The sequence below is a fragment of the Pantoea sp. X-Soil-ISGK-355 genome, assembly GCF_059730805.1.
In genome coordinates this window covers 50,693-72,260 of sequence record NZ_AP035972.1, presented here as the reverse complement: position 1 = coordinate 72,260, position 21,568 = coordinate 50,693, and the positions used below count along the sequence as shown (strand labels likewise).

Annotated in this window: 21 protein-coding genes; 6 read left to right on the top strand and 15 right to left on the bottom strand. The window is 52.1% G+C overall.

Features of this window, described 5'->3' with window-relative positions:
• Window positions 1-14: 14 nt before the first annotated feature.
• The 10 genes from AC6I8J_RS19015 to AC6I8J_RS18970 all read right to left on the bottom strand — a co-directional run bounded on the left by AC6I8J_RS19015 (window position 15) and on the right by AC6I8J_RS18970 (window position 12,666).
• Window positions 15-2,324, bottom strand: coding sequence for a xanthine dehydrogenase family protein molybdopterin-binding subunit (locus tag AC6I8J_RS19015; RefSeq protein WP_497825673.1), 2,310 nt, complete (start codon window positions 2,322-2,324; stop codon window positions 15-17).
• A complete protein-coding gene (locus AC6I8J_RS19010) occupies window positions 2,321-3,313 on the bottom strand; it encodes an FAD binding domain-containing protein (protein ID WP_161735695.1) in 993 nt (330 codons plus the stop codon). Before AC6I8J_RS19010 ends, AC6I8J_RS19015 begins: the two co-directional genes overlap by 4 nt.
• On the bottom strand, window positions 3,310-3,774 hold the full coding sequence (locus AC6I8J_RS19005; protein ID WP_161735753.1) for a (2Fe-2S)-binding protein: 465 nt from the start codon (window positions 3,772-3,774) through the stop codon (window positions 3,310-3,312). Before AC6I8J_RS19005 ends, AC6I8J_RS19010 begins: the two co-directional genes overlap by 4 nt.
• Before the next feature lie 658 nt (window positions 3,775-4,432).
• Entirely contained in the window at window positions 4,433-4,996 is a 564-nt protein-coding gene (locus tag AC6I8J_RS19000; protein ID WP_497825672.1) for a hypothetical protein, read from the bottom strand.
• Between the two features lie 263 nt (window positions 4,997-5,259).
• The gene (locus AC6I8J_RS18995) at window positions 5,260-6,198 is read right to left on the bottom strand and encodes an omptin family outer membrane protease (RefSeq protein WP_260058644.1); all 939 of its coding nucleotides are present in this window, start codon (window positions 6,196-6,198) and stop codon (window positions 5,260-5,262) included.
• 908 nt (window positions 6,199-7,106) lie between these two features.
• Window positions 7,107-8,651 (bottom strand): methyl-accepting chemotaxis protein, encoded by a 1,545-nt coding sequence (locus tag AC6I8J_RS18990; protein ID WP_222925603.1) that lies wholly within the window; start codon window positions 8,649-8,651, stop codon window positions 7,107-7,109.
• A gap of 556 nt (window positions 8,652-9,207) precedes the next feature.
• Window positions 9,208-10,077 (bottom strand): metal ABC transporter permease, encoded by an 870-nt coding sequence (locus AC6I8J_RS18985; RefSeq protein WP_161736756.1) that lies wholly within the window; start codon window positions 10,075-10,077, stop codon window positions 9,208-9,210.
• Window positions 10,077-10,937 (bottom strand): iron/manganese ABC transporter permease subunit SitC, encoded by an 861-nt coding sequence (gene sitC / locus AC6I8J_RS18980; RefSeq protein WP_161736757.1) that lies wholly within the window; start codon window positions 10,935-10,937, stop codon window positions 10,077-10,079. Before sitC ends, AC6I8J_RS18985 begins: the two co-directional genes overlap by 1 nt.
• 2 nt (window positions 10,938-10,939) lie before the next feature.
• The gene (locus AC6I8J_RS18975; RefSeq protein ID WP_497825671.1) at window positions 10,940-11,755 is read right to left on the bottom strand and encodes a manganese/iron ABC transporter ATP-binding protein; all 816 of its coding nucleotides are present in this window, start codon (window positions 11,753-11,755) and stop codon (window positions 10,940-10,942) included.
• Window positions 11,752-12,666 (bottom strand): metal ABC transporter substrate-binding protein, encoded by a 915-nt coding sequence (locus AC6I8J_RS18970; RefSeq protein WP_253417970.1) that lies wholly within the window; start codon window positions 12,664-12,666, stop codon window positions 11,752-11,754. The genes AC6I8J_RS18975 and AC6I8J_RS18970 overlap by 4 nt, the downstream gene beginning before the upstream one ends.
• Before the next feature lie 458 nt (window positions 12,667-13,124).
• Here AC6I8J_RS18970 and AC6I8J_RS18965 point away from each other — a divergent pair, with 458 nt between their 5' ends.
• From AC6I8J_RS18965 to AC6I8J_RS18950, 4 genes are all read left to right on the top strand, one after another.
• On the top strand, window positions 13,125-13,418 hold the full coding sequence (locus AC6I8J_RS18965; protein WP_161736760.1) for a hypothetical protein: 294 nt from the start codon (window positions 13,125-13,127) through the stop codon (window positions 13,416-13,418).
• A gap of 247 nt (window positions 13,419-13,665) precedes the next feature.
• Window positions 13,666-13,911 carry a regulatory protein YcgZ gene (ycgZ, locus tag AC6I8J_RS18960; protein ID WP_033735314.1) on the top strand — a complete coding sequence of 82 codons (246 nt, stop codon included), beginning with the start codon at window positions 13,666-13,668 and terminating at the stop codon, window positions 13,909-13,911.
• Between the two features lie 177 nt (window positions 13,912-14,088).
• Window positions 14,089-14,382: a hypothetical protein gene (locus tag AC6I8J_RS18955; RefSeq protein ID WP_150011759.1), complete on the top strand. Its 294-nt coding sequence runs from the start codon at window positions 14,089-14,091 to the stop codon at window positions 14,380-14,382.
• 162 nt (window positions 14,383-14,544) lie between these two features.
• Window positions 14,545-14,799, top strand: a complete 255-nt coding sequence (locus tag AC6I8J_RS18950; protein ID WP_061060655.1) for a biofilm/acid-resistance regulator YmgB/AriR — start codon at window positions 14,545-14,547, stop codon at window positions 14,797-14,799.
• A gap of 318 nt (window positions 14,800-15,117) precedes the next feature.
• Here the strand turns inward: AC6I8J_RS18950 and AC6I8J_RS18945 are convergent, their stop codons facing one another.
• The 4 genes from AC6I8J_RS18945 to AC6I8J_RS18930 all read right to left on the bottom strand — a co-directional run bounded on the left by AC6I8J_RS18945 (window position 15,118) and on the right by AC6I8J_RS18930 (window position 18,262).
• On the bottom strand, window positions 15,118-15,708 hold the full coding sequence (locus tag AC6I8J_RS18945) for a TetR/AcrR family transcriptional regulator (RefSeq protein ID WP_497825670.1): 591 nt from the start codon (window positions 15,706-15,708) through the stop codon (window positions 15,118-15,120).
• A gap of 55 nt (window positions 15,709-15,763) precedes the next feature.
• A complete protein-coding gene (locus tag AC6I8J_RS18940) occupies window positions 15,764-16,339 on the bottom strand; it encodes a cytochrome b (protein WP_497825669.1) in 576 nt (191 codons plus the stop codon).
• Window positions 16,339-17,340 carry a catalase family peroxidase gene (locus AC6I8J_RS18935; RefSeq protein WP_497825844.1) on the bottom strand — a complete coding sequence of 334 codons (1,002 nt, stop codon included), beginning with the start codon at window positions 17,338-17,340 and terminating at the stop codon, window positions 16,339-16,341. The genes AC6I8J_RS18940 and AC6I8J_RS18935 overlap by 1 nt, the downstream gene beginning before the upstream one ends.
• Window positions 17,341-18,067: 727 nt before the next feature.
• Window positions 18,068-18,262, bottom strand: coding sequence for a hypothetical protein (locus tag AC6I8J_RS18930; RefSeq protein WP_161736549.1), 195 nt, complete (start codon window positions 18,260-18,262; stop codon window positions 18,068-18,070).
• 412 nt (window positions 18,263-18,674) lie between these two features.
• On the opposite strand from AC6I8J_RS18930, the gene AC6I8J_RS18925 reads away from it, so the two are divergent.
• Window positions 18,675-19,691 (top strand): substrate-binding domain-containing protein, encoded by a 1,017-nt coding sequence (locus AC6I8J_RS18925; RefSeq protein ID WP_253417955.1) that lies wholly within the window; start codon window positions 18,675-18,677, stop codon window positions 19,689-19,691.
• Window positions 19,692-19,831: 140 nt separating this feature from the next.
• Here AC6I8J_RS18925 and AC6I8J_RS18920 read toward each other — a convergent pair whose 3' ends face one another.
• Entirely contained in the window at window positions 19,832-20,716 is an 885-nt protein-coding gene (locus tag AC6I8J_RS18920) for a LysR family transcriptional regulator (RefSeq protein WP_497825668.1), read from the bottom strand.
• A 99-nt stretch (window positions 20,717-20,815) separates the two neighbouring features.
• Between AC6I8J_RS18920 and AC6I8J_RS18915 the strand changes: the two genes are divergently transcribed.
• Window positions 20,816-21,541 carry an SDR family oxidoreductase gene (locus tag AC6I8J_RS18915; protein ID WP_497825667.1) on the top strand — a complete coding sequence of 242 codons (726 nt, stop codon included), beginning with the start codon at window positions 20,816-20,818 and terminating at the stop codon, window positions 21,539-21,541.
• Window positions 21,542-21,568 lie beyond the last annotated feature (27 nt).

Genomic DNA, 21,568 nt, shown 5'->3' with positions numbered 1-21,568 from the left:
GGTCAGGAACCGGTTCAGATAAGCTTGTCGAGCGTTATCGGCAGGTCGCGTACGCGCTTGCCGGTGGCATGGAATACCGCATTACTGATCGCTGCCGCAACGCCGACGATACCCAGTTCACCCACCGGTTTACCGCCCATCGTGGTCGCCTCAAAGTCGGGTTCGCCGACGTTGATGGTGGTAATGCTCGGGATGTCGCCATTAACCGGCACTAAGTAGTCTGCGAGGTTATTGTTGATTACCCGACCGTTACGCGGATCGATGATGCCCTCCTCCATTAGCGCCTGACCCACACCCATGATCATGCCGCCAATCCACTGGCTACGCGCCAGTTTCGGGTTATAGAGACGACCGCTGTCGAGCGCTGCCACCATCCGTTTAACCCGGATGGTACCGAAATCCTCATCGACCCGGACCTCAACAAATTGCGCACTCCAGCTGTGAGCAGAGAATTTTTCAGGACGGGTGCCGTCATTAAGATTACGCACCATCTTGTCGCGCTCACTTTCTGACATATCATCCGGGAACGTGCCGCCTTTCACCGCCAGACTCTCCGCCGGTGCCAGGCTGGCCAGTTCCGCGTATGACACGACCCGGTCGCTGCGCTGCATGTGCTGCACCCCATCGCCTTTCAGCGTGAGCTGAGACGCAGGTGTGCCTTTTAATGGCGACTGTGGTAGTTCGCTGGCCAGCTTCAGCAGCTGGTCGCGCATCCGTTTAGCGGTGTCGTCCACCGCGGCGGTTACGTTACCTGCCAGCTGCGATCCGCCCGCTACACCTGCGCGCGGCAGCTCGGTGTCACCCAGCTGCACTTCTATGGTGGTGGAGGCGACACCCAGAATATCGGCAGCGGTCTGCGCCAGGATGGTATAGGTTCCGGTGCCGATATCTGCGCCGCCGCACTGGACCACAAATGTTCCCTGCGGCGTCAGGATGATTTTCGCCTCGGCGGGCAGTTTGTTGACCGGATAAGTGCCGGAGGCCATGCCCCAGCCAATCAGTTCACGCCCTTCACGCATTGAACGCGGCGCCATGATGCGCTTGTCCCAGCCAAAAGCTTCAGCGCCTTTCTGATAGGCTTCTTTCAGACGGCGCGAACTCCACGGCAGATCGAGCTGATAATCTTTATCTGCCCAGTTACGCAGACGCAGTTCCAGCGGATCGATGTTCAGGGCATAGGCCATCTCATCCATCGCCACTTCCAGACCAAAGGCGCTAGGGTTTTCACCAGGCGCGCGCATCCAGCCTGGCGTCACGGTATTAATTGGCCTGACCTGATGCCGGGCGGAGACATTGCCTACCGCATACATGCGGGCGGTAACTTTGCTGCAGTTCTCGGCAAAAACGTCGATGAGTGACGTTTCACTGAAGCTGCGCTGGATAATCGCCTGGATTTTACCGTCGCGCGATGCGCCCAGTTCCAGCTGCTGCGAGGTCGCCGGACGCCCGCCAAGACCGGTGAAAGTCTGCGGACGGGTCAGTGACACTTTGATTGGGCGCTTCAGTACCCGCGAGGCGACTGTCGCCAGTGCAACGTGGGTGTAAGGCACCGGCTTAGAGCCAAATCCCCCACCGACATACGGTGAGATGATCCGCACGTTTTCCACCTCAATGCCCATCCACTCGGCAATCTCCACCTGCGCGCCGGCGACCCACTGGCTCGGCTCCCAGACGGTAATGCGACCATCCTGCCACTCCGCCACACAGGCGTGCGGCTCCATTGGCATGTTGTATTCACGCGGGGTGGTGTAACGCTGGCTCAGACGCACCTCGGCCTGCTGCATCGCCGCCTGGGCATCGCCCATATCGATATCCTGCTTCGGGAGCGGTTTAGGTTCAACGCCCTCATCGGTGGCAAAAATCAGTGCATCAGACGTTTCATACTCAATCTCCACCAGCGAGGCGGCATAGGTCGCCTGTTCAAACGTTTCGGCGACAACCAGACCAATGTTCTGACCGTTGTGAATAATCACATCGTCCTGAATCGGGGTGTAGGTTGACTGCGCCGCGCCGCCATCGGCAATCGCCGTGGGCTTGTTGATTTTCAGCGTGTTCAGATGGGTATAGACCGCCAGCACACCTGCGGCCTGCTGCGCCTTTTCCGTCGCCATACGGCTGATGCGACCGCTGGCGACGGTAGACTGGATTACCACGCCGTAAAGTGGATTTTCCGGCTGATATTCAACCGCATAACGCGCCTCACCGGTGACTTTTACTTTGCCATCGCCACGCGCGCGGGGAGCGCCCAAGCCTTCAATCTGGGTGTCTGTCGCTGAGCTGGCGTTGATCACATCCGGACGCGCTTTGTCGTTTACTTCACTCATGAGGTTTCTCCTGCTGCCATCAGCGCGCGTGCAATCACTCGTGGCGCCAGTTTTACTTTATAGGCGTTGTGGGTCAGCGCCTGCGTCTCCTGAGTAATCTGCTCTGCTGCCTGAAACACCGTCTCTTCATTAAACGGCTGGCCTTCCAGCGCCTGCTCTACCGATCGGACGCGCCAGGGTTTGGTCGCAACGCCGCCGAGCGCGATATGCACGTCACGCATCACGCCGTTTTCCAGGGTAAAGCCTGCGGCCGCGCTGGCTGCTGCAAACTCATAGGAGCTGCGGTCACGCACTTTGAGGTAGTGTGAGTGGCGGAGTGACTCGGTTTGCGGCACGTCAATGGCCACAATGATCTCGTCATCGCGCAGATCGTGCTCACGGTCAGGCGTATCACCCGGCAGCAGGAAAAAGTCATCAATTGGGATGCGACGGATGTCCCCCCGCTGATTCTGCAGAACGACGATGGCGTCAAACGCCACCAGCGCAACCGCCAGATCGCCGGGATAGACCGCAATGCAGCTGTCGCTGGCACCCAGAATCGCATGATTGCTGTTAACGCCATCCAGTGCGGCGCAGCCGGAACCGGGATTGCGTTTGTTGCAGGCCGGGAACGTTGCCGGGTCACGGTAGTAGTTACATCGGGTGCGCTGACGTAAATTTCCACCCAGCGACGCCATATTACGAATCTGCGGGGATGCAGCCTGCCACAGGCTGCCATAGATGGCAGGCGCATTCTGCTGGCAGGCGGGATGGTCGGCCAATTGGCTCATGGTCACCAGTGCACCGGCAGTGATTTTTTCGTCGTCAAATTGCAGGTTTTTCAGCGCCGTTATCCCGCTGATGCCGATTAACTGCGGTGGCGTGAAGACCCCACACTTCATCAGATCGAGCTGTGTGGTGCCGCCCGCCAGCAACTGGCTACCGGATTGCTGTTTCAGGGCTGCGGCTTCCTGGGGAGACTGCGCAACTTTCCAGCTGAATTCATTCATGCGGACTCCTTCGCCATCTCAGCAGCGGCCTGTTTAATCGCATCGACAATGTGTGGATAAGCACCGCAACGGCAGAGGTTGCCGCTCATATATTCACGGATCTCATCGTCCGAACCGGCATGGCCCTCTTTGATGCAGGCAACGGCGGACATGATCTGACCCGGCGTGCAGTAGCCACACTGGAAGGCATCATTCTCCATAAAGCAGCGCTGCACCGGATGCAGGTCACCGTCAGTGGAGGCCAGCCCTTCAATGCTGGTGACGTCAGCACCATCCGCCTGGGCCGCCAGCGTCAGGCAGCTCAGCACCCGCTGACCATTAATCAGTACGGTGCAGGCACCGCACTGTCCCTGATCGCACCCTTTTTTGGTGCCGGTCAGATTAAGATGCTCACGCAGTGCGTCGAGCAATGTGACCCGTGAATCGACCTGCATCTGTTGCGACTGACCATTAACCTGCATTGTTAGCGATATTTTTTCCGACATTGTCTGCTTCCCATTGTTGGGGGCCAAAAGATGGTTTTTTTATAGGTTTAGTTCTGACGGGAGTTAAATCGGGGAAAATCGTGATAACCCTAATCTTTACGCGCGTATCTGTGTCTTAAGGTTTAGCAGCTTTTTAGCAATCTGGCAGGCATGTCGGGAAAAAGTCAGCGTTTTCCGAGGCAAAAAGGAAAGCAAATCGCTGTATAATGTTTATTATAGCGAATTCATATTATTGAATTTAAAAGATATATTTCTGGAGTTTTCCAGCCTGTCTCGCTTACAGGATTGATGCAGCCACCTCACTAATTTTTCCGCAAATTGTAGCCCTGACATCATCCGCCAGTTGCAGTGGCAGAGCTGATAGCAGGCGGAATGAAAAGGCTGATCACCTGATGGCGCCAGCTCTGACAGAAGAACTGGCGCGTTCAGGTGTGCTTAATCAGACACGTTTCAGATGAGGAGTCTGGTCAGAAATGTGGTCCCTGGCGGATTCATACGCCCGTCTTTTCTAAAGGCTATCCATATCCTCTGCGAAAGTGGCAGAAATGCTCAAACCCTTCCCTGGTCAGCGATACTGGCCGATTACATATCATGTCTTCAGTGTGACGATGTTACAGCGATAGTTGAATCATGATTAGCTGCCGCCTATAAGATGCTGACAACGATTTCTGGCGTCCCAGTTATTCTGAGGTAGCGTTTTGAAATCAGACGCAATTCTGGCCGGGTCTGAATTAACAGTAATGGTATAATCCGACGAAATCTCCCGGGGACCATATTTAGTATCAAGAAAGTAGCGTTTGCCTGGCTGTGGAATAAATGGAACCCATTGTGAGAGCAAATAGCTTTCCGGGAATTTCGTTTTTTTTCCGTGTGCATCGTAATGGCTCATTATCGTGTTGAGCTGCTGAAAAGCCATGAGCCTGCCAGGCTTGACCTTTGCGGTCATAACCTGCCCTGCGGAGGGGATAAGATTTGATTCCAGCTGATGGCGATCAACCCTGTCATAACAGGTGCCTTTCTTCTCATAGACCGAAAGATAAAATGTACCCACAAATCCCTCTGGATTGATGGCCACCACCGTCGCTGCATCTTGACCTTCGTAATCTGTGTAATTAAGGGGTAACAGCGTGGAACAGCCAGTGAGGAAAATAACGGTGAAAAACGTAGCAATTCTCATAACTTTCGGGATGACCGGCATTTTTTTCTCTTCCTAAGATGCGTTATGCTGGACGCTATCAGCAAACGGGAATGACATTTAACGATATTTATCTGATTAATAAGATTTGTAATTAATTTTAAAAAAGGCAGAACTGCCGGACTGAACATTATTTAAACAGTTTATAGTATTGATTTAATTATGAATTTATATACAGACGTAGCATTGATATTTTTTTTGCTAACACTATCAAAAAGCCCCTAAGGGGCTTAACGTTACATTATCATCTGGCGTACAGGATCGAATCAGAAGCGATATTGCAGACCGGCTGTAATGGTATAGTTTTTATTCGATATACCAGCCGCATCTCCACCAATGGATGCTGATTCACCGGAGACTCTGTCAATAATCTGAGTGCTGCCTTTGCCTTCTTCATATTTGCTGTAAGTGAATTCGGCAAATACTTTGGCATTTGGCGTTACATAATAGCCAGCATCTACTGATGTTCCGTAGTACCGCGAATTAGTCGCTTTCTCACGGAAGGTAAGATCGCGCATGTAATGCTCGTCATTATCGTGTGCCCGCACCCAGTCACTGAATTTAAATAAGGCGTTAAATTCAAAGTCGTTTATACGATACTGGCCCGCAAGACCAATATACGGCATGGAAAAACGCTGGCTATAGCCAATACCGCGCTCGCCTCTTGGGAAATCACCCGTAGAAGCGCCGTTATCGTAATTATATGAACCGCCAAAAGCTGTCCAGCTTAAACGGGTTTCCTGATAACCAGCTGTCAGTCCGGCTTTATAGTTATCGCCCTGTAATGCCCAGCCTTTTACATTGAGATCGTATTCATTGGCGTAATTAACATCTGTGCGGGGATGGGATGAATGGTCCGTCCAGTCAGACTGGTTGTCATCGAGCCAGTCATAGTCATCCATGTGACCCGAACCAGAAGCCAGTGAAGTCCAGCCTCGCGCATTCAGCGTCAGAAATGAGTATGCATCCCAGGATAACTCGCCTTTGAGAATAGCAACATTCTTTATTTTCCAGTCCAGCTGACTGACTTTGCGGCCTGTTTCGGTGTCGTAAACCATCTCATGAGATTTGCCACTCAGCATCCCGGCTGACGTCGACACAGTAAAGCTTTCCGGAGAAAAATTCGGTAAAAATCGACCTGCATCTGCACAGGCTCCGCCTGACAGAGTCGCCATCATCATCACTGCAACGGTGCTTTTTTTCATTTCAGTTCCATATCCATAAAGGTAATCCCTGTACAGCAGCGCCGTTCTTTTCGTAGCACGGCTGCTGCGCTTCTATACTCACCTGCGGGGTACAAGCCCCGGAACACTGGCGAAAGCCTGCGCGGCGGCTCATGCGAAGCCGCGGGTTTCTTACCCCTTTTTGCTCGCAGCTTTGAACCGTTAAGGCAAATTCCTTAATCGGCTGCTTTCTGAAAAAACATTAATTATTTTTGTTATTTCACTGTGCGTCATTCACCAGCCCCTCTTTTGGCCAGTCAGAAATTTGTTTTCAGGCGAGCAACTGCTGCGGCTGGCAAATATCCGCTTTATGGGAAAAAGACCAATGAGACGATGACGACAATAAGGAGAGATGTTTCTGAAGTGAGGTTTGTAACACCACGCCGCACAGGGCACATCACAGGTGCTGTTTTGCATTCTGCAAGGTCTGCGGCTGGTCGAAGCTTCTATGCGCAATAGCTTAACCAGTAGTGCAGCGAAGTACAGGCAGGTTTGCTCAGGCCTTACCACTGAGCGCAGCATTCACAATGCTATCATCAGCCCTTCCACCCGAAGAGTAATCAAAAAGGTTAGCGCGATAGTTGGATTTTTTCAGCGTTCCAGCTCAGGCTGCGGCACTCTTTTTCAGGCGCAAGCCTGGCGGTAAAGCGCATCAGGGCGGCATGGCTGAATTCAGGCGGGATTAGGCGGCAACAGGGGTATCTTTACTCTCCCCCTGTTCCCTTTCATGCTCTTTTTTCTGTAGTCAGAAAGTGAAAAAAACGAATGTTGTCTTAGCGAGGAGTGACAGACAGGTGCCTGTCACCCATCCTTATCTGCCGGAAAAGCAGACCATCGGAGATGTGGATACTGCAGCGCCTTCAACAGACAAACGCTATCGCCAGAGGTCGTCACACCTGAAACGCGGCTACCATGCCCCGCAGCGCGTGAGCCTGTTCAGAGAGCGACTGTGAGGCTGAAGACGATTCTTCCACCAGCGCAGCGTTATTCTGCGTCACGCTGTCCATCTGCGTCACGGCGACACTGACCTGAGATATGCCCTGCATCTGCTCTGATGAGGCAAGGGAAATCGTATCCATCGACACAGCCAGTTCATTCACCATGCCAACAATTTGCATAATGCTGTCGCCGGTTGACGAGGCGACTGTGACGCCGCTTTCCACCTGGGTTACCGCTTCTTCGATAAGCAACTTTATATCCCGTGCGGCGGAGGCACTGCGCTGCGCCAGCGTCCTGACCTCACCCGCTACAACAGCAAAGCCGCGTCCTTCTTCTCCTGCACGAGCCGCCTCAACGGCTGCATTCAGCGCCAGGATGTTGGTCTGAAACGCAATACTTTCAATCACAGAGGTGATGTCCCGGACTTTAGTCGCGCTCATTGATATGGCTTGCATAGTCTCTGCCATACGTTTGACATCTGCTTCCCCGGCGCGGGTAAGGCGCGCGGTTTCACGGGCTGAGTTGGCGGTCTGATGCGCCCCGCTTGCATTGTTTTTTACGGTAGCGGTGAGCTGTTCCATGCTTGCCGCCGTTTCCTGCAGGGCGGCAGCCTGCTGTTCGGTTCGGGAGGAGAGTTCTGTATTACCCTGTGAGATTTCATCTGCGGCCAGTGCAACGGATGCAGATGTATCTCTGATATTTGCCACCATACTGCGCAGGTTGGCCTGCATAACATCCAGCGAGGCCAGCAGGCTGGAGGTATCGTTATGTCGTAACAGGACAGGCGATGTCAGATTACCCGACGCAATCGCCGCGGCCAGCGCCTGTGCCTGCGCGGGCTCACCGCCCAGCTGGCGCATGAGCGTCCGAATGATGGAGTAACAGGCTGCGATAGCGATGAGGAAAGAAATCAACACCATCACCGACATCAGCATAGCCGTTTGCGCAGCGGCTTCCCTGGCATCCAGAACGGTTTTCCTGCTTACCTGCATCTGAATAGTTGAAAGCCGATCAAGGGCATTCAGCATTGTTCGCTGTCCTGGCCTTACGGTTTTTAGCAGGTAATCAACGGTTTCAGACTGAGGTGCCGCCATCGCTTTCCTGCCCGCCGTCATAAGCAGGCTAAGTGCGGATTCATCCGTGGAGGTCAGATTTTCCAGCGCACTTTTACCTTCCTCTGAGACGTTTTGCGACATACTGGCAGTGAGTTTGTCCCTGTTCTGAATGTAGATGGCTTTCTGAGCGACCATCCTGTCCCATTCAGGCTGTCTGTCATTCTGTTCATTCAGTAATGCAATATTCCTGACTGCGATCGCCATATCTCTGGCCGAATTTCGCATGTTCTGAATCAGTTCATAGCGGTAAATTTTATTATTTACAGCGTTTTCCATATCGTCCCTTGCCTGCCAGAGTGCATGGAGTGCCGTCCCGGTGCAGAGAAGAAAAAGGATGATTAGCAGGCTATACCCTGCGACAAGACGCGTGGCTATTTTCATATTATTTTCCGTTATACTTTTGAGATTGCTATGTTGCTCTGGTGTTAAGAAATGAGGTTGAATAAAAAAATCATTAAAACTTTTTCTGGTTGCGCCATCAATAACGGCGCGACAGAAAATATATATAGACGATGGGAGAGGAAACTAAGAAATCAGAAAGAAAGAAACACGCATGGAAAAATACAACCCATTGATAATTATCAATTAAAACAATAACTATCAGCAGATTAATTAGTGTTAAAAATCATTTCACGCTACAAATTATTTCTAAGTGTATTTTTTGTTCAACGCGATTGAATGGATTGCCGGAATCATACCTTTCTAAGGAAGTGCGCTACTTTAGTTTTTCGCATAATTATCTAAATCGGTGCTGACACCACCATTAATAATTATTGAGTGATTAAATTATCCGCTCCGGGCACAGAGCGGATATCACTGCCAGACCCGACAAGATGAATCATTCGCCGTTTAAAACGTCAACGTTCAGGCATGAGAATAAGCCTGATTAGACGCCAGCCACTCTGAAATCTGAATTTCACCACGCCGTATTATTGCATCAGGATTGTTTATCACCGCAGACGCTCTTGTCGTTATAACGATGTTTCAACCTTTCCAGCTGCCGTGTTTTCCGCCCCGCAATGACCATCGCGACAATAAATACCACTGCAAACAACACCACGATCGTCGGCGCAGGCGCACTGTCGATAAAGAACGAAAGATAAACGCCGCTCAGTGACACGATCACCGCTACAACAACCGCCGCCAGCAGCGCATGTGAAAAACGACGGGTGATCAGCACCGCGATTGCGCCGGGCGCGATTAGCAGGGAGATTGACAGGATGATCCCCACCGCCTTTAGCGTGGCTACAATTGTCAGCGAGACCATGCAGAGCAGCCCGTAATGCAGCAGACGGGCGGGTAAGCCAGAGACCTGCGCCTGCTGAGGGTCGAAGCTGAACAACATAAAATCACGCCACTTCACGACAATCACTATAACGATGATCAACGCGATAATCGCGGTCTGAATGATATCTGCGCCGGTTATGCCAAGCATGTCACCAAACAGAATATGATCGAGGTGCACTTCGGGTTTCACGGCGATGTAGAGGATTAGCCCCACCGCAAACATGCCGGAGAAGACAATGCCCAGCACGGTGTCCTGCTTAATACGGCTGTTGTCCTGCAGAAATCCACTGGCAACGGCACAGAACAGCCCTGCAACAAACGCGCCCACCGCCAGCGGCAGTCCTGCCATCCACGCGAGCACGATGCCAGGGAATACCGCATGGCTCATGGCATCGCCCATCAGCGCCCAGCCTTTCAGCACCAGAAACACCGACAGCAGCGCACAGGGGATCGCTACGACAAAAGCGATAAGCAAAGCGCTATTCATAAATGCAAACTGGAAGGGTTCAAGGATCCACATCAGACAGGCTCCCTTTTGGGTTGCTGGCGGCCACGACGCCGGTTAGCCAGCAGACCATGTTTCGGCGCAAAGACAAACGCCAGCAGGAACAGCAATGTCTGCGCGACCACGATGATGCCGCCCGTTGCGCCATCCAGGTAGTAACTCGCCCAGGCACCAAGAAAACTGGTGATGCTGCCAATCGCGACAGCAATCATCAGCAGACGTGGAAAGCGATCGGTGAGCAGCCAGGCGGTTGCGCCGGGCGTCACCACCAGACAGATCACCAGAAAGGCACCAACAGTTTGCAGCGCCGCCACGGTTGAAACTGCGAGCAGAGTAAAGAAGAGGATTTTCAGTCGTTCAGGGCGCAGACCAATGGCGCGCGCGTGGTTCTCATCAAAGAAGGTGACCATCAGATCTTTCCACTTAAACAGCAGAATGATAATCGACAGCCCGCCAATCAGCGCCAGCTGGAGAATATCGGCTGGCGCAATCGCCAGTATGTTGCCCAGCACAATGGTCTGTATGTTCACGGCTGTCGGATTGAGCGACACCATAAACAGACCCAGACCAAAGAAAGAGGAAAATATCAGACCAATAATCGCATCTTCTTTTAAACGTGTGCGCTGATTAAGTAACAGCATACTGCCCGCTGCCAGCCCGCCGGAGAGAAATGCTCCCAGTGCAAACGGCAGTCCCAGCATATAAGCGCCCGCGACGCCAGGAACAATAGAGTGTGAAAGCGCGTCACCTATCAGCGACCAGCCCTTGAGCATCAGATAGCAGGAGAGAAACGCGCAGAGTCCGCCTACCATCGCGGATACCCACATCGCGTTAAGCATGTAGTGATAACCAAAAGGTTCCAGTAACAGCGCCATGTTCAGCTCCCCTCTTCCCGTGCGGCATGAGGTGCGATAAAGGGGCGTTCATCATCGGTGATGATCTGATCGTCCAGCCCCTTCACCATCACATGACGCAATACCCCGCTGAACGCGCGCTCAAGATTAGCGGTAGTAAACGTAGTCCGGGTTGGGCCGCTGGCCAGAACCGTGCCTTTTATCATTACCGTGTAATCACAGAACGCCGTGACCGATCCCAGATTATGGGTGGAGACCAGCATGGTTTTACCTTCATCGCGCAATTCCCCCAGCAGGCTGATGATTCTGGCCTCGGTCTGAACATCCACGCCAGTAAACGGCTCGTCCAGCAGGATCACGCTGCCCTGCTGCGCAATCGCGCGTGCCAGAAATACCCTTTTCTTCTGCCCGCCAGAGAGTTCGCCAATCTGACGATGGCGATAATCCAGCATATCGACCCGCGCCAGCGCCTCACTGACTATCTGCTGGTCATGCAACTTTGGCCGCCGCAGCAGCCCCATATGCCCGTAGCGCCCCATCATCACCACATCTTCCACCAGCACCGGAAACGACCAGTCCACCTCTTCCGACTGCGGCACGTAGGCGACAAGACTCTGGCGCAGCGCCTGGCGGGTTGGCATCCCCAGCACCGAGATGCTGCCGCTGGCGAGCCGCACAAATCCCATCAGCGCTTTAAACAGGGTTGACTTGCCGGAGCCATTAACGCCCACCAGCGCGGCGATCGATCCGCCCGTCACGCTGAAGCTGGCATCATGCAGTGCAGTATGTCCGTTGCGATAAGTTACCGTGACGCCTGAAACCACAATGGTGTCTGTCATTGCACTTTCTCTCCCGCTTTAATGCCCTGCACCAGTGTCTTCGTGGTGACTTTGAGCAGATCGAGGTAAGTTGGCACCGGTCCCTGCGCGTTACTTAAGGAGTCGACGTAAAGCACACCACCGTAATGGGAACCGGTTTCCCGCGCGACCTGGCGGGCGGGCTTATCTGACACGGTGCTTTCACTGAACACCGCCGGAATGGCATTTTTCTTCACCTGGTCAATCACTCTTCTCACCTGCTGCGGCGTACCCTGCTGGTCAGCATTGATCGGCCACAGGTAGAGCTCTTTCATGCCCAGGTCACGCGCCAGATAGGAGAACGCACCCTCACTGGTCACCATCCAGCGTTTCTGCTCGGGAATAGCGGCAATCTGCTGGCGCAGCGGATCCAGTGCAGCGGTAATTTTTTGCTTATAGGCGGCAGCGTTCTGACGGTAGGTCTCTGCGTTGACCGGGTCATATTTCACCAGCGCATCGCGGATGTTATCAACATAGATCAGCGCATTGTCCGGTGACATCCAAGCATGCGGATTTGGTTTACCGTTATAAGGCCCTTCGCCAATACCCATCGGCGTGACACCAGCTGAAACGACCACTTCCGGGACGCCGTCCAGATGCTGATAAAAGCGCTGAAACCAGCGTTCGAGATTAAGCCCGTTCGCCATAATCAACTGCGCACCCTGCGCCCGCCTGATGTCGCCGGGAGTGGGCTGATATTCGTGTATTTCAGCACCGGGCTTAGTAATAGAGGTGACCTCCGCGGCATCGCCAGCCACGTTCTCAGCCATGTCAGCTATCACCGTAAACGTGGTGACTATCTTAAATTTTTCTGCTGCATAGCTGCTGCTCACCATCAGGGTTGAGAGCAGCGCACTCAGTAACAGCGTGGTGATCTTTTTTATCGGGACCATTAGGCGGGCTCCAGAGGTGATTAAAAACAGAACATAATTAGCATAGGCTATTTTTTATAGCACAGGCTATAACTCTCGACCAGCAGTGAGATGTGAAGTTTCTTCAGCATTCAGGTTCAGGTGTCAGCTTTTGTAAAGCAGATCGGTTAGCCTCTGATATAAATAGGAATATTTTAGATAATGAGTGGCATTCAGCAGGCTTATAGTTTCGGGACAGGCGGATTTCTCTTCTGCCTGATTCCGTGCCACAAAATGAGAAAAGAGGTAATGGCATAGAAAAAGCGTTCAACTACGCTTTGCCATTCACAAAATGAAGTCGCATTACCGGATGACATGCTCGCAACAGACGCAGTAATTCCACAATTAAAATAATCTAATTGATAGGCCGAATTGATTAAGCCTGATGAATTTTTTTGCTACAGTTAATGTTACTTACCGCAATCACCCAGGAGGATATTTTGTATTTTTCCAGCGACGAAAAAGCGAATGTCATCATTGGCGAAGCCGCAATGAACCTGTTTAATGCTGGTCAGGAAGTGAACGTTGAACTGCTGATTCAAGAACTCCAGGTAATGGCTGACTCAGAAGTGAATGAGTATCGCCTTGAGCAGATGCAAACTGCGCGTCAATGGCTGACGGGATTCAAAACAATTGGTTCACGCACTACCCGTCCGGCAAACTGGTTATCCAGAAATGCGGGTATCGAACCGGCTATCAGCGCCTCTGCTGATGACATCTTCTTTAAGCATTAACACTCTTTCTTACCTTCTGCCGGCCTGAACAATCAGGTCGGAACACCAGAGGGCTTGTTCCTGTACAAGAATATGGTACAATTTTCACTTCTTCACCACCTCCTCGTAACACCCTGTTTTTAAAGAAATAGCACTTTTTGCACAAAAAAAATCATTCCAAAAATCCAAAATCCTGTACAAGTTTTAAAAAGATGTATAACTTGCGCATCAGGAATGCTATACATTTTCACCATCTGAGGAAATCATCATGCGTCAGAACGGACAAGGGCCGGAAACGATCAGCGATATTGCCCGTTACTTCAATCAGGCCAGCTCACCTTCGCAACAGGAAACATTGGGTTCGGTTGTAGTCGAAATTCTGCGCGCAGGTCATAGCCTCAGCCGTAAAGCAATTTGCAGTAAATTATTGAGCCGCCTTGAACTGGCTGCGACGCCAGAAGAAGAGAGCCATTTGCATGAATTAATCGCGATGCTCTTTCGTCGCGAAGATTAATACCCGCTTACGGCTTCAGATATTTCTATCGTCGCCTGCTCTTAGTCAACATTCAGGAAGATTTACCCATAGGACCGAAGCCCAGTACTGCTTAGCCGTATCTGGTGCAACAAGTTGCACCCGCTGACGTATACGGACCCGCAGCATGGCCATTGATTCGTAATCAGAGAAGCCAGTATGTACAGAAGTGAAGATGAGAAACTGACAGATGTCATGATCGGCGAAGCCGTCCTGACATTACTTAAGTCAGACAAACCGGTGTCGAGTAACGCCTTAATCGCGCAGCTTGAACTCATGGCTGCTAATGCCGATGACGACACTAAAGTGTCTGTGATTCGCAAAGCTATCACTGAAGTTCGAAACGGTATGGTTACCGCGCGTAAACGTGTGCAGGGCGACGGTGCTGAACGTGATAAGACCACGCATCGTATGAACAGCGATGGCCCACCTGATGGGTCTAAAAAGCACTGATAAAGGGTATTGTGTGCCTGTTACACACGGCTAGCGATAAGCGAAGCGGCAGCCTTAAAGTGAAATTTTTATTGGCTGGCTGGGCAAAACGAATACAGCGTCTACACTCGTTTTGTTTTCACCCATTGCGTATAACGAATTTTCCTCAGAGAAAGAAAAATCATGCAACACTCTTCATCAGATTTATCCATTATTGACTATTTTCGTAGTGAAGGCGATTTGCTGGCACCGGAAACCGAACTGCTGGGCGCAGTGATTCGTGACATTGTGGCTGATCAGGGACGTGTGACCAACAAAGCGATAATTCTTTATCTGATTGCCGAACTGGAATGTACTTCCGACGTTATCAGACTGGATGTGTTGCGCAGAACGCTGGAAATTGTGGTTGGCCGTACACCTGACGATACTGATATCTGATTACCTGTCCTGCGTTGTCGGCGATAACGCAGGTTCAGTGAGATTAATACTCCGCTTTTGAGGCACTTTTTGACGAATAACTAAAACCAATCCACCTACTATGTACAAAACGCCCAACCGTAGCTGCAAATCGTAAAGCAGACCGCAACGGCCATAGGTCATAGACAGCCCTGACGTAGTTGTGCTTTCTCGCGCAAAATATCCCTCTCTGTTTTCCCAAAACACTCGTATCACTCTGCTGGGTGATAATCCGCGCCAATTTTATTTATTTACTGGTAACAGGCAAAAAATCACATAAAACTTATCATCTTCAAGGCATCATGGGGCTTTCACTAATCGTCCGATGACCGGTTCAACAATTTGCAGGAATACATCAGCGTTATTAAAAGCACGCGCAGAAATAATCGCACCATGCACCGTTGCCATTAGTGATTTTGCCTCTGTAGCGGCACTTTCTCGCAGGGAAAAGACGCCGTTGTTCTCGCCCCTGACCAGCACGTCAGTGAGCCAGTCAGTGAGATCGGAAAAATGAGCACTGACTTCCTGAGCCACTTCTTTGGGTAATACTGGCAATTCGACCGCCAGCATCACGCAAATACAGAAAGGCGAATTGTTCTCTTTTATGCAGGTCGCCCAGAAGTTCACATAGCTATTAATTTTGCCCAGTACATCACCGGCGAAGTGCTGGCTGGTGGCCGCCATTCCTGCGCGCGCTTGATGACGATAATCACTCACAACCGCCTGAACCAGATCCGCTTTGCCTGGGAAATGGTGGTGAATACTGGACTTGCGAATCTGCACCCGCTCGGCTAAATCGGCATAGCTGAAGCTGTTGTAACCGCCAGAGGTGAGCAGCACGCGGGTGTGATGCATAATTTCTTCGGCTTTCTGTGAACGTTCTGTACTCATGCATGCTCCCGGCAGCAACAATTAAGTAACGTCAAATCTGTAAACGGCCCTGAACCTACTGACCGTCAGCCGGGTTGTCAAGCGCACCAGGCGCGAGGCGTTTGCGTGAAACCGTCATACTGCTGAATACACCATCGCGCAGAATCAACGCATGGAACAAGGCTGCGGCAAGATGCAACATGACGGTCATGAACAACGCCAGGGCCACCCAGCTGTGAAGCGGTCGCAAAACCGCAAACGCGTCGTTGCTGACCGGAACAATGGGCGGCAGTACCAGATGACCCAGCGTAACGGGATAGCCGCCCGCCGACAGCATCGCCCAGCCGATGAGCGGCTGAGCCAGCATCATGGCATACAGTGCCCAGTGTGAAAGATGTGCTGACAATTTCTGCCAGGCAGGGAGCGTGGCCGGCAGTGCTGGTGTAGCGGTGGTGAAGCGCAGCCAGAGCCGCACAATGACCAGCAACAGAATCATCAGACCCATCGGCTTATGGATGGCCACCAGCAGGCCGTGCAATGTCGAAACCGTGGATACCATCGCGACGCCAATAAACAGCATGGCCATAATCGCCGCCGCCATCAGCCAGTGGATGATGCGCAGTGCAGGGTGAAAAGTGGTGATCTGTTTCATCAAGGGGCCCCTGCCTGTTCATGGGTGCGTGCATTATAAGATTTGGCGTACGCTGACGAACGGGCATTCAGAAGCGGATCGTCCGATGCGGTTATGCCATCCGGCAAAATCAGCGGGTCATAATTAATGTCGTTACAGGCACCCTGCTGCTGTGGCGTCATTTTAGTGATGGTCAGCGTTCCGGCATTGATCTTCTGACGATCGGCAGGCCAGTCAATCGTTGCGTCATTGCTTTTATCACCCACCCCCGCGACGGTAATAATCAGGTCCCATTTCTGCGGCCCCTGCGCCAGCCGCTGCTGCAGATCGCGTTGCAGGAAATCAGTGTGCTCTTTTTCTTTTTCATCCATCGGCTGATAGTCAGCGTGCGGCACCATACTCCAGCGCACCAGGTGTGGATGACCTTGTGAATCAATGAAATCAAAGGCGTTCAGGCTGTTAAATCGATCGCGAGTCCAGCTGGAAGCGGGCATATATTGTTTAGCCCAGGCAAAAAAGGGTTTGATCTCAGGATGCTGCCGTACAAAAGCCTGTATTTTGGCGGGGTCAGGTTTACCGGTTTTAGCATCCGGCAACGTGGCGGTTTGCAGATCGTAAAAGCCCTGAACGCTTTGCACCGGGAAAAACGGCATTGCATTCATGCCGGTGCGCCACTGCTCACCATTTTTCTGATAAAACGCCAGCGCCATACTGCAAACCGGTACCGCATAATCAGGCGCATTCGGATTACCGCCTGCGATAGCGAAACGGCCCACCACCGGCGTAACGCCGGGGGCGAACAGCGCCGCGCGTGACAGGCTACTGGCGTTACCGTTAGCCGAAAAGTCGCCTATGATACAGACGCCTTTAGCATGATTACGCCGATAGCCAGGGTGGTAACCGTCAGATTTTTCCAGAGCCGCCACCAGCTTGTCCGATGTCAGCCTGCTGGTCTCCAGCCACCCGCCTGCCCACAGGATCAGTGCGGTCAGCAGCAAAGGGACGCCCGCAATAAGCGCCAGTCACATGATTTTCTGACGTGCAGCAAGAGAAGGTTTATTCATCAATACACTCTATATTGCAGAAGCTGAAGTCCACGCGCATTCCGTACCCTTTGCCTGCGATAACAGAAAAGCATTTATAATTACGACTGACACTTCCACTGAATCTACTAGTAGGTAGACAGGCGAGTTAAAGGAATGTCTTCCTTTTTTTTAACCTGCGGTGCTCTTGTTGCAAGTCTGATGAAAAGTGCTCACCCACAACAGGCCTTTGCCGTTTACAGATATCAAAGTGACCTACAAAACGCTGCCTGAGCGACTCGTTATGTTCGTCTTTGCCATTCCGGCGATTACGCAGGACATTCTCCCGGTCATAATCATTTCTCAAATCATACATAGTCAGAACAGTATGAGTAACACTTGAAACAGAAGAAAACGCTGCCACAGCCCGCTGAAATTAAAAATATTTCGCCTGGAAAGTTATAGAATAAAAACTTCCCAAACGCTTTTTTGTGAATAATGATTGCAGCCGATGAAATTAATTATTATGTTTTTATTTCAGGCCAACAGAAGATTATTCTGACTGAACTGACAAACCAAAAATATAACAGGGCTTAAAACGAATTTCTTTAATTCGCATATTTTATCAGCGCTGTTTACTGCGTCTTATTCTCAGTTAAAGTGGTGCTGCGGAGTTATGGCAGGAAGGGAAGGTTCTGGATGGCGCCCGCCATCGACGCCATCAACCTTAATGCATCTTGCGGGTAAAAAAGCCAATCGCTTCCTGGCACAATGCTTTCAGTTTACTGTCACGCGTCTCTTCGCTCAGGCGAAACAGAGCGTCCGTAATGTCGTGAAAATGAACAGGCTCCCCCGCCTTGATCAAATCACTGACGACCGCGCCAACCAGCGCACGGATCTCTTTTTCATTATCGTACTTCACACGACCTCCCGATGGTGTATGCATATACAGTCTAACATTATCGGGTGTCAAAAAACAAAAAAGCCATTTTAACGGAAATATAAGCGAAGCGGTAAACCGGTTATAAATCATCCAGCTTAAGACTTGCTCTGGAATTATCTAAGCCAGCACTATGCCCTTGCCAGTAAATAGTCAAAAGAGTGTCATCACTGCCTGGATCTGACTTTACCGATACCGGAAGTGGGGCGATTAAATATGTCGTTTGAGCGTAACGCTGAGTTTCAGGTTTATACAAACTGTTATTCCTGTCCCCGATGCCGCATTTTCTCTCTGCCGACCAGTCATACTTTGAAGAACGTGTTTCAGTTGAACCCCAGTTGTTAGCCGGTATTATGATAAAACTCTGGTTATCCTCTGCTGTCGTGAGTCCTGCATGGCTAAATACACCCTCAAACAAATCGCTGTCCAGTCGGGGCTTAGCCTTGCCACCATTGATCGTGCCCTGCATCAGCGTGGCAACGTTCATGCGCGCACTCAGCATCGGATTCAGCAGGCGATAGCGGACCTGGAACTGATGCAAAAAGCCGGGCTCGCCAAAGGCAGAACGATCTACTTCGACGTCATCATGCATACCCCTGACCGCTTTCAGCCACTGATTCGTGAGGCGCTCAGCAGTCAAATCGCCAGCTTTGCCGCTTTCAGACTTCAGCTGCGTTTCCACTTTGGCGCGAATCTCACAGCAGAAGCCATTAACGCGCTGCTGAACAAAAAGGCGCTTCACAGTCACGGTGTCATTCTGAAAGCGGCCTGCTACGATGAGCTGAATCCCACTATTGAATCGCTGCTGAAACATCGCGTTCCGGTGGTCACCATGATGAGCGATTTACCCGACAGCGCGCGCCTGCGCTATATCGGCATGGATAACTTTGATGCCGGTAAGTTGGCGGCTTTTCTGATGTCAAAATGGCTGCGAGTCAGCCGTTCACATATTGTGGCGGTGACAGGCAGTCGCGATTTCATGGGTGAACAGGAGAGAATCCAGGGTTTTCAGCGTGCGATGCAGCAGTTTGCGCCTCAGCATCAGGTTAGCGTGGTGGCAGGCGGGTATGGCATCGATGCACGGATGCATCAGTCGATGACGCAATTCTTGCAGAGCCATCCGGACACGGATGCGGTCTATACGGTCGGTGGCGGCAATCCCGGCATCCTGCGCGCGTTTGCCGAACAAAAGCGGCATGTGAACGCCTGTATCGGTCACGATCTCGATCAGGAGAATTGTGCCCTGCTGCAGGCCGGTAAAATAGATGCGCTGATTGAGCACAATTTACAGCTCGACGCATTGCACGCCTTCAGAACGTTGCTGGAGTTCCACGGTTTCCTGCCCGCGTCTGAACCGCCCGTGCCCTACTCTAAAATCAATATCATCACCCGATACAACATGACAGCCTGAAGCACTGACACGCCGTAACCCCGTATAACGTCAAGACGTGCATTGCAATTTCGGGCTCTCTGAATGGCTCACCGTTTGACTGGCTGGAGCCGGTCAGTGTCTGCAATTTTAGCGCTGCTTAACAGGCATTTCTGCTCTCTTCATAGCCTGACATGATCGATCAATGCCCTGAGTTTAGGGGCCAGATTTTTACGGCTGGGAAAATAGAGATAGAACCCCGCAAAGGCAGGTAACCACTCATCGAGTATCGTCACCAGTTCACCGCATGCAATGTAAGGCTGAAAGGTCTCCTCCATGCCAAAGCTGATGCCGCCCCCGGCGCGGGCGGTGCGGATCATCACCCCCATATCATTGGTTGTGAGCTGCGGATTGACGGCGACATCAAACTCCCGTCCCTGCTCAGCAAACTCCCAGCGATAAGGCGCCATGCCTGGTCCTTTACGCCAGCCGATGCAGCGATGACTGACCAGTTCTTCGGGATGTTGCGGCGTGCCTGCACGCGCCAGATAAGAGGGTGACGCTACTGCTACCTGACGCTGCGCAGTGGAAACCGGCACCGCAATCATATCCTGCGCGATCACTTCTCCCAGCCGCACGCCTGCATCATAGCCCTGCCCGACAATATCAAACTCGTCATCGGTCACGGTAATATCCAGCTCAATCTGCGGGTAAGCAGTAATAAAGCTCGCCAGCAGTTCGCCTCCCAGCATCCGTTCAGCAATTGAGGAGATCGCCAGCCGTAACTGGCCACGTGGCTCAGCCGCCAGTTCGGCAATATCAGTGACGGCGCGGTTAAGCTGGTTAATCGCCGGAGCCACCTCCGCATAGAGCCGCTGTCCGGCTTCTGTTAGCTGAACTGAACGCGTGGTGCGCTGCATCAGCGTAATGTTGAGCCGGTTTTCCAGACGCCGCAGACTCTGGCTAATCGCCGGACGGGTCACGCCTAGCTGTTCCGCTGCCAGCCGGAAATTTCGGGTCTGTGCCACAATCACAAAAACTTCGAGGGCATTCTTGTCCGCATTCATTGGTCAGATTTAGTTACCAGTCTGTAAAACGTTTGATGGATTATCTTTATAATGCAGCCGCCGTATGATCGCCAGTGACAAGCTGACTGGAGAGACAAAATGACGAAGAAAGTGATTTTAATTACCGGTGCCTCAAGCGGCATCGGTGCAGGCATCGCGCGTGAACTGGCAAAAACCGATGCCATTTTGTTACTGGGCGCGCGGCGCGAAACCCGTCTGGCCGCCCTGGCTGAGGAGCTGCGGTTTAGTGGTTCAGAGGTGGCGATCAAAGCGCTGGACGTTACGCGCCGCGAACAGGTGGCGCAGTTCGTGGCGTTTGCGCTGGAGAAGTGGGGACGGGTTGATGTGATGATCAATAATGCCGGTATTATGCCGCTATCACCGATGGCATCGCTCAGGGTCGAAGAGTGGGATCAGATGATCGATGTAAACATCAAAGGGGTACTCTATGGCATCGCGGCGGTGCTGCCGACCATGCTGGGCCACCAGCGCGGACACATCATCAATATCGCATCAATTGGTGCGCTGGCCGTGTCACCTACTGCGGCAGTTTACTGTGCCACCAAGTTTGCGGTGCGGGCGATTTCTGACGGTTTACGGCAGGAGAATAGTCAGCTGCGGGTGACCTGTGTCCATCCCGGTGTGGTCGAGAGCGAGCTGACCTCAACCATTACCGACCCGACAGCTGCCGAGGCGATGCAGCATTATCGCGCTATCGCGCTACAACCGGATGCCATTGGCCGCGCCGTGCGCTATGCGATTGAGCAACCTGAAGAGGTGGATGTAAACGAGATTGTCGTGCGGCCAACCCGCACACAGCAGTAAACAACCGGCCCGCTGCGCGATGTGCAG

What these genes read in the sequence shown, in the direction of transcription:
- AC6I8J_RS19015 (WP_497825673.1), bottom strand. Translation starts at nt 2,324, where the DNA reads ATGAGTGAAGTAAACGACAAAGCGCGTCCGGATGTGATCAACGCCAGC.
- AC6I8J_RS19010 (WP_161735695.1), bottom strand. Translation starts at nt 3,313, where the DNA reads ATGAATGAATTCAGCTGGAAAGTTGCGCAGTCTCCCCAGGAAGCCGCA.
- AC6I8J_RS19005 (WP_161735753.1), bottom strand. Translation starts at nt 3,774, where the DNA reads ATGCAGGTTAATGGTCAGTCGCAACAGATGCAGGTCGATTCACGGGTC.
- AC6I8J_RS19000 (WP_497825672.1), bottom strand. Translation starts at nt 4,996, where the DNA reads ATGCCGGTCATCCCGAAAGTTATGAGAATTGCTACGTTTTTCACCGTT.
- AC6I8J_RS18995 (WP_260058644.1), bottom strand. Translation starts at nt 6,198, where the DNA reads ATGAAAAAAAGCACCGTTGCAGTGATGATGATGGCGACTCTGTCAGGC.
- AC6I8J_RS18990 (WP_222925603.1), bottom strand. Translation starts at nt 8,651, where the DNA reads ATGAAAATAGCCACGCGTCTTGTCGCAGGGTATAGCCTGCTAATCATC.
- AC6I8J_RS18985 (WP_161736756.1), bottom strand. Translation starts at nt 10,077, where the DNA reads ATGTGGATCCTTGAACCCTTCCAGTTTGCATTTATGAATAGCGCTTTG.
- sitC (WP_161736757.1), bottom strand. Translation starts at nt 10,937, where the DNA reads ATGGCGCTGTTACTGGAACCTTTTGGTTATCACTACATGCTTAACGCG.
- AC6I8J_RS18975 (WP_497825671.1), bottom strand. Translation starts at nt 11,755, where the DNA reads ATGACAGACACCATTGTGGTTTCAGGCGTCACGGTAACTTATCGCAAC.
- AC6I8J_RS18970 (WP_253417970.1), bottom strand. Translation starts at nt 12,666, where the DNA reads ATGGTCCCGATAAAAAAGATCACCACGCTGTTACTGAGTGCGCTGCTC.
- ycgZ (WP_033735314.1), top strand. Translation starts at nt 13,666, where the DNA reads ATGCGTCAGAACGGACAAGGGCCGGAAACGATCAGCGATATTGCCCGT.
- AC6I8J_RS18955 (WP_150011759.1), top strand. Translation starts at nt 14,089, where the DNA reads ATGTACAGAAGTGAAGATGAGAAACTGACAGATGTCATGATCGGCGAA.
- AC6I8J_RS18950 (WP_061060655.1), top strand. Translation starts at nt 14,545, where the DNA reads ATGCAACACTCTTCATCAGATTTATCCATTATTGACTATTTTCGTAGT.
- AC6I8J_RS18945 (WP_497825670.1), bottom strand. Translation starts at nt 15,708, where the DNA reads ATGAGTACAGAACGTTCACAGAAAGCCGAAGAAATTATGCATCACACC.
- AC6I8J_RS18940 (WP_497825669.1), bottom strand. Translation starts at nt 16,339, where the DNA reads ATGAAACAGATCACCACTTTTCACCCTGCACTGCGCATCATCCACTGG.
- AC6I8J_RS18925 (WP_253417955.1), top strand. Translation starts at nt 18,675, where the DNA reads ATGGCTAAATACACCCTCAAACAAATCGCTGTCCAGTCGGGGCTTAGC.
- AC6I8J_RS18920 (WP_497825668.1), bottom strand. Translation starts at nt 20,716, where the DNA reads ATGAATGCGGACAAGAATGCCCTCGAAGTTTTTGTGATTGTGGCACAG.
- AC6I8J_RS18915 (WP_497825667.1), top strand. Translation starts at nt 20,816, where the DNA reads ATGACGAAGAAAGTGATTTTAATTACCGGTGCCTCAAGCGGCATCGGT.